8 protein-coding genes are annotated in these 10,375 nt (G+C 74.1%); 3 read left to right on the top strand and 5 right to left on the bottom strand.

The annotated features are described in order from the left end of the window. Window positions 1-43: 43 nt before the first annotated feature. The 4 genes from ACIQ8B_RS30590 to ACIQ8B_RS30575 form a co-directional block, all read right to left on the bottom strand. Window positions 44-3,202, bottom strand: a complete 3,159-nt coding sequence (locus ACIQ8B_RS30590; RefSeq protein ID WP_403551305.1) for a type I polyketide synthase — start codon at window positions 3,200-3,202, stop codon at window positions 44-46. Window positions 3,203-3,266: 64 nt separating this feature from the next. Further along, the gene (locus ACIQ8B_RS30585; protein WP_290010100.1) at window positions 3,267-4,004 is read right to left on the bottom strand and encodes a thioesterase II family protein; all 738 of its coding nucleotides are present in this window, start codon (window positions 4,002-4,004) and stop codon (window positions 3,267-3,269) included. After that, complete coding sequence (locus ACIQ8B_RS30580) at window positions 4,001-5,251, bottom strand: cytochrome P450 (RefSeq protein WP_290010098.1); 1,251 nt, start codon at window positions 5,249-5,251, stop codon at window positions 4,001-4,003. The genes ACIQ8B_RS30585 and ACIQ8B_RS30580 overlap by 4 nt, the downstream gene beginning before the upstream one ends. Further along, entirely contained in the window at window positions 5,248-5,469 is a 222-nt protein-coding gene (locus tag ACIQ8B_RS30575) for a phosphopantetheine-binding protein (RefSeq protein WP_403551302.1), read from the bottom strand. The genes ACIQ8B_RS30580 and ACIQ8B_RS30575 overlap by 4 nt, the downstream gene beginning before the upstream one ends. A 438-nt stretch (window positions 5,470-5,907) precedes the next feature. Between ACIQ8B_RS30575 and ACIQ8B_RS30570 the strand changes: the two genes are divergently transcribed. The 3 genes from ACIQ8B_RS30570 to ACIQ8B_RS30560 all read left to right on the top strand — a co-directional run bounded on the left by ACIQ8B_RS30570 (window position 5,908) and on the right by ACIQ8B_RS30560 (window position 9,009). Next, window positions 5,908-7,410, top strand: a complete 1,503-nt coding sequence (locus ACIQ8B_RS30570) for an FAD-dependent monooxygenase (protein ID WP_403551317.1) — start codon at window positions 5,908-5,910, stop codon at window positions 7,408-7,410. A 184-nt stretch (window positions 7,411-7,594) separates the two neighbouring features. Beyond that, window positions 7,595-8,116: a toxin-antitoxin system HicB family antitoxin gene (locus ACIQ8B_RS30565; RefSeq protein WP_403551300.1), complete on the top strand. Its 522-nt coding sequence runs from the start codon at window positions 7,595-7,597 to the stop codon at window positions 8,114-8,116. A gap of 50 nt (window positions 8,117-8,166) precedes the next feature. Continuing rightward, complete coding sequence (locus ACIQ8B_RS30560; protein ID WP_290010091.1) at window positions 8,167-9,009, top strand: DUF4097 family beta strand repeat-containing protein; 843 nt, start codon at window positions 8,167-8,169, stop codon at window positions 9,007-9,009. Between the two features lie 18 nt (window positions 9,010-9,027). On the opposite strand, the gene ACIQ8B_RS30555 is transcribed toward ACIQ8B_RS30560, so the two are convergent. Then, window positions 9,028-10,254 carry a cytochrome P450 gene (locus tag ACIQ8B_RS30555; protein ID WP_403551298.1) on the bottom strand — a complete coding sequence of 409 codons (1,227 nt, stop codon included), beginning with the start codon at window positions 10,252-10,254 and terminating at the stop codon, window positions 9,028-9,030. Window positions 10,255-10,375 lie beyond the last annotated feature (121 nt).

The following is a 10,375-nucleotide window of genomic DNA, read 5'->3' as shown; positions in this document are numbered from 1 at the left end:
CACCAGGGCCTCCCCCTAACAGTTGCTGAGACGGACGGTGCTGCTACACGTATCCACGGTCGATCAAGGCGTACAAATCGTCATCACTACGACTTTCCGGGCGCTCGTCGGACGCTGTGCCCTGGGCGGTGTCCGGGCCCGTCGCCGGGGCGGTGTCCTGGGCCGTCCCCGCCGCCGTGCCCGCCGCCGTGTCCGCCGCCGTGTCCGCCGGGCCGGGGTCGGCCGGGCCGGGGTCGGCCGGCGTCAGGAGGGAGAAGAGATGCCGGGCGAGTTGCCGGGGCGTGGGGTGGGTGAACGCGACGGTGGCCGGCAGGCGCACTCCGGTCACCGCGATGAGCCGGTTGCGCAGCGCCACCACCATCGAGGAGTCGAACCCCAGGGCCTTGAAGGTCTCGCCCGGCCTCGCCGCGAGACCGTCGCCGACGAGGCCGGCGTCCTTCGCCGTCAGCAGCGCTTCCGTCTGGGCTTGGACGAGCGCGCGGACGGACGCCTCCGAGGCCAGATCGGGCCGCTCGGCGGCCGCCTCCGGGGCGGGGACCTCGTCCGGCGCGGTCAGCCAGTACCGCTGCCGCTGGAACGGGTAGGTGGGCAGGCCGATCCGGCGCGGCCGGGCCCCGGCGAACACCGTCTCCCAGCTCACCGGCACGCCCCGGACGTGCAGTTCGGCCGCCGACGCGAGGATCTTGGCGGCGCCGCCTTCGTGCTTGTCGAGGGTGTTCACCACCAGGGGCGGGCTCGCCAGCGCGTCGGCGGTCTCCTCCATCGCCACCTGGAGCACGGGATGCGGGCTGACCTCCACGTACACACCGCCGCGCGAGCGCATGAGCCCGCCGACGACCTCCCCGAACCGCACCGTGGAGCGCAGGTTGTCGTACCAGTACGCGCTGCCGAGGGCGCGGGGGGCGAGCCGTCCCGCGGTGACCGTGGAGTGGAACTCCACCGGGGTCCGGCGTGGCGTCACGTGCGCGGCGGCGGCGAGCACCTGCTCACGGATGCGCTCGACCTGGTGGGAGTGGGAGGCGTAGGCGACCTTGAGGCGGCGCGACCGCACCCCGTCCGCGGCGGCCGCGGCGGCGAACTCGTCGAGGGCCTCCAGGTCCCCGGAGATCACCACGGAGGCCGGTCCGTTGACGGTGGCCACGGACAGCCGCCCGGGCCACCGGGTCAGCCGTTCCTCGACCTCGGCGAGGGGCGCGGCGACCGCGTGCATCCCGCCGAGACCCGCCAGCGCGGTCAGGGCCCGGCTGCGCAGGGCCACCACCCGGGCGGCGTCCGGCAGGGAGAGGGCGCCGGCCGCGCAGGCGGCGGCCATCTCGCCCTGCGAGTGCCCCACCACCGCGTCGGGGACGACGCCCAGGGACCGCCAGACGCGGGCCAGGGACACCATCATCGCGAACAGCGCCGGCTGCACCACGGCGTCCCCGGCTTCCAGCGATGGCGCCGGCCCGGCGCCGGTCACCAGGTCCGTCAGGGACCAGTCCAGCCACGGTTCCAGTGCCCGCGCGCAGTCGTCGATCGCACGGGCGAAGACCTCCGACTCCGCGTACAGCCGCCGTCCCATGCCCAGCCACTGCGAGCCCTGGCCGGGGAAGACGAAGACGACCGGTCCCGCCGGTCCGCCGGCCACCCCGCGCACGGCGCGGGGCGCGTCGCCGCCCGCCGCCAGCAGGCCGAGGCCGGTCAGCGCCTCCTCGCGGTCGGCGCCGAGCACCACGGCCCGGTGCGCGAACGCCGTCCGTGTCGTCACCAGCGAGTGGCCCACGTCGGCCGCCGTGAGCGAGGGGTCGGCGGCCACGCGGTCGCGCAGCCGTGCCGCCTGCTCCCGCAGGGCCGGTTCGGAGCGCGCCGACAGCACCCACGGCACCACACCGGGGACGCCGGGCGCCGGGCCCCCGGCCTCGGGCCCGGTCAGCGGTGCGGGGGCCTGTTCGAGGATGACGTGGGCGGTGGTGCCGCCCAAACCGACCGAGGTCACGCCGGCCCGTCGCGGCCGGTCCGGGGTGTCCGGCCAGGGGCGCGCGGTGCGCAGAATCTCGAAGTCGTCCTGGAAGTCGGGGATGTCGGGGTTGGGGGACCGGTAGCCGGGGTGCGGGACCAGCCGGGCGCGGTCCAGGCAGAGCGCCGCCTTCACGAAGCCGACGATCCCGGCGGCCGGCTCCAGGTGCCCGACGTTCGCCTTGACCGAGCCGATCACCAGGGGGCGGCTGCGGCCGGTGTGCCGGATCACCTCGCGCAGGCCGGCGACCTCGGCCGGGTCGCCACGCCGGGTGCCGGTGCCGTGCGCCTCGACGTACTCGACGCCGTCGAAGGGGAGGTCCGCGCCCTTGAGGGCGGCCAGGACGGCCGCCGCCTGCCCGGCGGGGCTGGGGTCCGGTATCCGGGAGGTGGCGCCGCCGCTGCCGACGCCCCAGCCGCGGACCACCGCGTAGACGTGGTCGCCGTCGGCCCGCGCCTGGTCGAGCCGCTTGAGCAGGACGAACGCCCCGCCCTCGCCGCGCACGAAGCCGTCCGCGCGCGCGTCGAAGGGGAAGCAGTGGCCGTCGGGCGACAGGGCGCCCAGGTTCGCCAGGCCCAGTCCCGCCTCCGGGTCGGCGATCAGGTGCACGCCGCCCGCGAGTGCCATGTCGACCGCGCCGCTGCGGATCCGTTCGCAGGTCAGCGCCAGGGACACCAGGGAGGAGGACTGGCCCGAGTCCGCGCACAGGCTCATGCCCCGGACGTCGAACAGGTGCGAGATGCGGTTCGCGATCAGCGCGCCGCTCGACCCGAGGACGGCGTAGTGGTCGTCCCGGTCGCTGCCGGTCAGCCTGCGCAGCAGGTCGTACCCGGAAGGGCCGGCGCCGACCACGATGTCGACCTCGCGGCCGGCGAGCGCGCTCGCCGGAACGCGGGCGTCCTCGACGGCCTCCCAGGCCAGCTCCAGGCCCAGCCGCTGCACGGGGTCCATGGCGGCCGCCTCCGCCGCGGGGGTGCCGAAGAACTCCGCGTCGAAGCCGTCGACGGCGTCGAGGAACGAGCCGGTGTTCACGGTGGCGGCGTCCGGGTGGGGCGTGCGGTCCGGGTGGGGCGTGCGGTGCTCGGGGAACGTGCCGAAGGTCGACCCGCCGTCGAGCAGCAGGCGCCAGAAGTCGTCCACGTCGTGCACACCGGGAAAGCGGCACGACATCCCGATGACGGCAATGTCGTGGGCTGCGCCACTCATGCGAATTCCCTCCGGTTCCCTCGGTTCCTTCGGCGGACCGCTCTCGGGGGCGGTGGTGCCGCGTTCATCGCCAACGGGTCAGCACGTTCCGCAGCTCGTCGGGCGCGTCCATGAAGTCGTAGTGGCCGCCGTCGACGGCCAGGAACTCGACCGAGTCCGCGTACCGCCGCCAGCCCTGGAGCCGCTGAAGGCTCACGTCGGGGTCGTCGCGCCAGTGCAGGACGACGACGGGGCAGGGCACAGGTGCCGGTTCGGTGCGCCGGTAGGCCGCCGCGGCGGCGTGGTCGCGCAGCAGCACCATCAGGCCGAGGTCGACCATGTCGGACCGGGGTTCGAGGCCCCGGCCGCGCAGGAACGTCTCGACTTCGGCACGCAGTTCGGGCTCGGTCAGGGCGAGCATCCGGTCGTGCGCGGCCTCGTGCGGGGGCAACTGCCCGGACACGAACAGGCACGCGGGTGCGGGCAGGCCGAGTGCGGCGAGCCGGAGCACGGTCTCGTAGGCGGGCAGCGCGCCCGCGCAGTGGCCGAAGAACGCGTACGGCACGTCCAGCAGGGGCCGCAGGGCCTCGGCGACGCCGTCGGCGAGGTTCTCGTAGGTGCCGTAGTGGGGGTGGGCCAGCCGGTTCTCGCGGCCGGGGAACTGCACCGGGCAGAACTCGGCGTCGCCGAGCGCGGCCGGCCAGGCGCTGAAGGCCGAGGCCCCGGACCCGGCGAAGGGGAAGCCGAAGATCCGGGCGGCGTGGCCGGCGGCCGGCGGCCGGACGAACCACGGCGACGCGACGGTGCTGGACAGCGAGGTCATGGCGTCCGCCGTTCCTGAGCGGTGATGGGCAGGTGGGTCATCCCGGCGATGAAGTACGACCGCAGGTGCTGCGGTTCGCCGGCCAGGTCGATCGAGCCGAAGCGCTGGAGCAGTTCCTCGAAGAAGACACGCAGGGTCAGGCGGGCCAGCGGCGCCCCGATGCAGAAGTGCGGGCCGAATCCGAAGGCGATCTGGCGTTTGGCGTTGGCGCGTGTGATGTCGAAGGTGTGCGGGTCGGGGAAGCGGGAGGCGTCCCGGTTGGCCGAGCCGATCCACGCGACGACCGCGCCGCGGGCGGGGACGGTGCCCCCGGCGATCTCGACGTCGTCCACCGCGTACCGCATGAAGTTGCACGCGGCCGAGGTCCAGCGCAGCCCCTCCTCGACCAGGTTCGGGATCAGCGTCGGGTCGGCCTGGGCCTTGTCGAACTGCTCGGGCCGCTCGATGAGCGCGTGCACCGTGCCGGAGACGGTGTGCGGGGTGGTGACGTTGGCGCCGAGCAGGATGCTGTAGCCGTCGAGGGCGATCTCCTCGTCGGACAGCGCGGCGCCGCCCGGGCGGACGTTCATGAGGTGGTGCAGGAGGCTGTCGTCCTCGAAGCCGGTCCCGCGTCGGGCGCGGACCCATTCCCTGACGTAGGAAACCAGTTCGTGGTGGGCGATGGCCAGGGTGGCCGCCTCGCTGCCCTCCTGGAAGTGCGGGTCCGAGGGGGCCGTCACCATCGCGGTGAGCTGGACGAGTTCGGCCCAGTCCTTCTCGGGGATGCCCAGCAGAGGCCCGGTGACCATGGCCGGGAGGAGCAGTGCCCGCTCGGCCAGGTCGAACGGCTCACCGTCGAGCGCCGGTTCCAGGAAGGCGGCGATCGTCCGCCGGACGGAGTCCTCCCAGGACTTCACCGCCCGCGCGGTGAGTTTGGCGCCGAGCGGCCGGCGGACCTCGGTGTGCCGCGGCGGGTCGGTGGAGGTCAGCAGCACGCCGGCCGCGACGTCGTCCGTTCCGAGGTGGGTGGGGACGGTGCCGCGTTCGGAGGTGAACTCGCGGTGGTCGCCGAGCACGCGGCAGACGTCGTCGTAGCGGGTCACCGACCAGAACTCCCGGCCGTCGGGCAGGACCTGGTGGTGCAGGGGCGCCTGCCGGCGCATCACGTCCCAGACGGGGTGCGGGTCGCCGCCGGTGTACAGGTCCAGGTCGAACAGGTCGACGCCGTCGAGGTCGAGGCCGCGTGCGGGACCCGGCGTCAGCCTCACGTCCCCGCCCTCCCCTGTTCGATCAGCTCGGCGATCCGCGTCGGGGTCCCCGCCAGGTAGAAGTCGCGCACGGGGAGCTGGACGCCGTAGTCCTGGGAGACCCGCTCGATGATCTTGATGCCGGTGAGTGAATTGCCGCCCAGCGCGAAGAAGTCGTCCTCCGCCTCGACCTCACGGCCGCCCAGGCATTCTCCCCACAGCGCGACTATTTCCTGCACCAGGGAAATCGGTGCACTCGAAGGTGCGGCCTTTTGTTCCATTGCCATTTTCCTTCCTCCGCCGAGCTCTGTTCCGAATGTCCCGCCGGCGGGACAGCGTCCCTTGAGGGCCAGGTGAACGGCCGCACCGAGTGTCGCGTGGACCGGGGCCCGCTCCCACCGGGCCGGCGGGCCGCCGGCCCGCGTCGGCCGGTGGGTTGAGGATGGCCCGGCGGCCTTGCATGCTGACACCCCCCGGAACACCCGCGCCCCGTGACCGTCCCGCCGGCGGGACGGGGCGAGCGGAAAGCGGCAAAGGGCGCTTGAGGCGTACTGGAACGCCGCTGGAAGATCACCGGAAAAGCGCGCGGGAAAAGTACAGGAAAAGCACGGAAAAGGCACGGGAGAGCCCGGAACGAGCGGGGAACAAGAGGGGCGGACGACGTGGGAGACACCGGCATGGACGCGGACGTGGTCATCGCGGGCGCCGGGCCGACCGGCTTGATGCTCGCCTGTGAGCTGCGGCTGGCGGGCGCCGACGTGGTGGTGGTCGAACGGCTCGCGGGGCGGACGGGCGAGTCACGGGCCGGTGGCATCCACTCCCGCACCCTGGAGGTGCTGGACCAGCGCGGCGTCCTGGACCGCTTCCTGGCGGAGGGCCAACTGCAGCCGGTGGGTCACTTCTCCGGGCTCTACGTGGACTTCGACGAGTCCGAGTCCCGGCACCCGTACCCGCTGATGATCCTCCAGTCCGCCATCGAGCGGCTGCTGGAGGAGTGGGCGACCGAACTCGGCGTGCGCATCCGCTGGTCGGCCCCGGTGAACGGCGTCCGCCAGGACGCGGACGGGGTGACGGTCGGGCTGGACACCCAGGAGGCGGCGTCCGCGACGCTGCGCGCCCGCTACCTTGTGGGCTGCGACGGCGGGCGCAGTACCGTGCGCAAGCTGGCGGGCATCGGCTTCCCCGGCACCGAGCCGACGATGACCGCGCTGGTCGGCGACGTCGAACTGCCCGACCTGCCCGAGGAGTACGTCTGGGTACGCCGCCGCCCGGCCGGCGACTACTCGGCGATCGCGTTCGAGCCCGGCTGGTACCGGGTGATCACCTCCGAGTACGACCGCGTTCCCGGCCGGGACGAGCCGGTGACGTTCGAGCAGCTCAGGGAGTCGCTGATCCGGGTCGCGGGCACCGACTTCGGCATGCGCGAGCCCCGGTGGATCTCCCGGTTCACCGACGCGGCCCGGCAGGCGGACCGGTACCGGGCGGGCCGGGTGCTGCTCGCGGGCGACGCGGCGCACATCCACTTCCCGGCCGGGGGCCAGGGGCTGAACATGGGCGTGCAGGACGCGGTGAACCTCGGCTGGAAGCTCGCCGCGGTGGTGCGCGGCCAGGCGCCCGAGAGCCTGCTGGACAGCTACCACGCCGAGCGCCACCCCGTCGGTGAGCGCGTGCTGCACAACACCCGCGCCCAGTCGGCCCTGGTCCGCCCCGGCGCCCAGACGGACGCGCTGCGCGAGGTGTTCGGCTCGCTCATGGTCATCGACGACGTCAACCGGCAGCTCCGCCACATGCTGAACGCGCTGGACATCCGCTACCCGGCCGACGGCGACCACCCGCTGGAGGGCCGCCGGGTCCCCGACGCCGACCTCGACACGGCCGACGGTCCCGCGTTCGTCCACGAGTTGCTGCACGCCGCCCGGCCCGTCCTGCTCGACCTGGGCGGCAGCGCCGAGGTGGCGGCGGCCGTCAAGGGCTGGGCCGACCGGGTCGACCTGGTCGAGGCGCGGAGCGCGGACGACCTGTGGACGGTCCCGGCCGTCGGCGGCATCCCCGCTCCCGCCGCGCTGCTCATCCGCCCCGACGGCCATGTCGCCTGGGCGGCCGAGGCCGGCCGGGCGCCCCACCTCGCCGCGCTCCGCACCGCGCTGACCACCTGGTGCGGCCCGGCCCAGCGGGGGTGAGGAGCCGTCCGCACGCCGCACCACGACGGCACCACACCGCACCGTCCCGGCACCACACCGCACCGTCCCCGCGCCACACCGCACCGTCCCCGCGCCGCGCCGCCCCGCCCGGGGCGGCGCGGCGCATCCCGTCGCAGCTCACCCCGGCTTGCATATGGCGCCATGGTGATATCACCATGACGTCATGGACCTCACGCCGTACGTCGACACCCTCCGCCGCACCCTCGTGGTGGCCGCCGAGGCCGGCGGGGACGATGCCCGCGAGCTGGCCGACCGGCTGACCGCTCCCCTGGAGTCGTCGGCGCGGCTGACCATGCTCAGCGTGCTGTCCGCCGCGATGGATGAGATCACCCGGGAACTGGCCCCGGGCTCGGTCGACGTACGGCTGCGCGGTCTTGACCCGGACTTCGTGGTGACCTTGCCGCCCGCCGAGGGCGAGGGCGCCGGGCAGCCGGCCGTGTCCGCCGAACCGCTGCCGGCCGCCGCCCCGCCCACGGGCGAGGAGGGCGGCACCGCCCGCGTCAACCTGCGCCTGCCCGCCCACCTCAAGGCCCGCGCCGAGGAGGCAGCCGCGCGTGAGGGCCTGTCGGTCAACGCGTGGCTGGTGCGTGCCGTGTCGGCCGCGGTGGACGGCGGCACCCGCCCGCCGGCCGCGGAGAAGGCGGCGCGCACCGTCGGACAGAGCTTCACGGGCTGGGTGCGCTGACCGCGCCCGCCTCCCGCACCACGTCACCCACCTCACCAGACGGGACCGCCATGCCCTCCTTCGACACCCCCGAGGCGATCTCGGTCACCGCGCGCGTGGAGGCCGGGTCCGTCCAGTTCACCGCCGGCGAGCGCGCCGACACCGTCGTCGAGGTGCGGCCCCGCGACCCGAAGAAGGACCTGGACGTGCGCGCGGCCGACCAGACGGAGATCGCGTACGCGGGCGGCGTCCTGACCCTGCGCACGCCCAAGCCGGGCCTGTTCGGCCGCACCGGCACCGTCGACGTGACCGTCGGCCTGCCCGCGGGCTCGCGCGTCGACCTGACCGGCGCCTGGACGCAGGTGTTCGGCGAGGGCCTGCTCGGCGAGGTCCGGGTGAAGACCTCCTCCGGGGACGTCCGGCTCGACGGGACCGGGCCGCTGACGGTCACCGCCTCGCACGGCTCCGTCAGCGTGGACCGCGTGACGGGCGCCACCGAGATCACCACCAGCTCGGGCAGTGTGCGGGCCGGCCTCCTGGACGGTCCGGCCGTCCTGAAGAACTCGCACGGCACCACCACCGTGGGCGCCGCCACCGGCGAACTGCGGGTGGGCGGCGCCCACGGCGACATCGACATCGCCCGCGCCGAGGACTCGGTCACCGCCACCACCGCGCACGGCGCCGTGCGGCTGGGCGAGGTGGCCCGGGGCACCGTCCAGCTGGAGACGTCCACCGGCGCTATCGAGGTGGGCGTCCGCGCGGGCACGGCCGCCTGGCTCGACGCCCGTTCCGCCTCCGGGCAGGTGCGCAACGCCCTCACCGCCTCCGGCGCGCCGGAGGATGCCGAGGACACGGTCACGATCCGGGCCCGCACCCGGCACGGCAACATCCACGTGCGCCGCTCCCGGCCCTGAGGCTTCCCGGCGGGCGGCTCAGGGGGCCGTCCGCGTCCAGGTGACCGGCAGGGCGTGGAGGCCGTAGATGTTCATGTCGGTCCGCAGCGGCACCTCGTCGGCGGGGACGGCGAGTTCCAGGGTCGGGAAGCGGCGCAGCAGTCCGCCGAAGCCGGCGCGCATCTCGATGCGGCCCAGTTGCTGCCCGAGGCACTGGTGGACGCCGTGACCGAAGGCCAGGTGGCCGCGGGCCTTGCGGCGGACGTCGAGGGTGTCGGGGTTCTCGAAGCGGCGGGGGTCGCGGTTGGCGGCCAGCAGGGAGACGACGACGGTCGATCCCTTGCCGATGGTCTCGCCGCCCAGTTCGAGGTCCTCCGTGGCGTACCGGTAGAAGATGTCGGCGACGGACAGGTAGCGCATGAGTTCCTCGACGGCGCCGGGGATCAGCTCCGGGTCGGCGCGCAGGGCGGCCATCTGCTCGGGGTGCTCCAGGAGCGCGAAGGTGCCGAGCGCGAGCATGTTGACGGTGGTCTCGTGGCCGGCGAGCAGCAGCAGGAAGGCGCAGCCGGTCAGTTCCTCGACGGTGAGGTCCTCCTGCCGGGCGAGGTCGGACAGGATGTCCTCGCCGGGTTCGGCGCGTTTGCGGACGACCAGTTGGGCGAGGTATCCGGTCATGGCGCCGTAGGCGGCCATCTTCTCGTCGAACGCCTGGTCGCGGACGAGGAACTTGGCGGTGTTCGTCTGGAACGTCGCCCGGTCCTCGTAGGGGACGCCGAGCAGTTCGCAGATGACGAGCGAGGGCACCGGCAGCGCGAACTCCTCGACCAGGTCGACCGGCGGGGTGAGCCGTGCCAGGGCGTCGAGCTGCCGCTCGGCGACGTCGGCGATGTGGTCCTCCAGCTCCTTCATCCGCTTGACGGTGAAGGCGCCGGTGAGCCTGCGCCGCAGCTTGGTGTGGTCCGGCGGGTCCATGGCGATGAAGACGCCCGGGATCTGCGGGGAGGGTTCGGTGGGGACGGGCATGCCGGGGACCTCGTAGGGCACGTGCAGCACGCCGAGGTCCTGGCGGGAGCTGAACCGGGTGTCGGCCATGAGCCGGCGGACCTCCTCGTGGCCGGTGACCAGCCAGCCCTGGTGTCCGTCGGGGAAGTGCAGGGGGCTGACCGGGCGGGCGGCGCGCAGCCGGGTGATCGCGCGGGGCGGGTCGAAGGGGCCCGCGTCCCGCTCCGTGGGCAGGCCGTTCGGGACGGGAACCGTCTGGCTCATCGCATTTCCTTTCGCAGCACAACCGGGGCACAACACCAGCGACTCCACCTTGGCACACCAGTAGCGCCAAACCGAGCCATTCTGGCCCCGTCGCGCGCCACGCGGGGGGCGCAGGGACGCC

It is taken from the genome of Streptomyces sp. NPDC096105 (genome assembly GCF_044763335.1).
In the GTDB taxonomy this organism is placed as follows: Bacteria; Actinomycetota; Actinomycetes; order Streptomycetales; family Streptomycetaceae; genus Streptomyces.
Note: the sequence above shows the minus strand (reverse complement) of the source record. Positions and strands in the feature narration are given on the sequence as shown.

Coding starts and splice junctions, on each gene's coding strand:
- ACIQ8B_RS30565 (WP_403551300.1), top strand. CDS start 7,595: ATGGACCTCACGCCGTACGTCGACACCCTCCGCCGCACCCTCGTGGTG.
- ACIQ8B_RS30560 (WP_290010091.1), top strand. CDS start 8,167: ATGCCCTCCTTCGACACCCCCGAGGCGATCTCGGTCACCGCGCGCGTG.
- ACIQ8B_RS30590 (WP_403551305.1), bottom strand. CDS start 3,202: ATGAGTGGCGCAGCCCACGACATTGCCGTCATCGGGATGTCGTGCCGC.
- ACIQ8B_RS30570 (WP_403551317.1), top strand. CDS start 5,908: ATGGACGCGGACGTGGTCATCGCGGGCGCCGGGCCGACCGGCTTGATG.
- ACIQ8B_RS30555 (WP_403551298.1), bottom strand. CDS start 10,254: ATGAGCCAGACGGTTCCCGTCCCGAACGGCCTGCCCACGGAGCGGGAC.
- ACIQ8B_RS30585 (WP_290010100.1), bottom strand. CDS start 4,004: ATGACCTCGCTGTCCAGCACCGTCGCGTCGCCGTGGTTCGTCCGGCCG.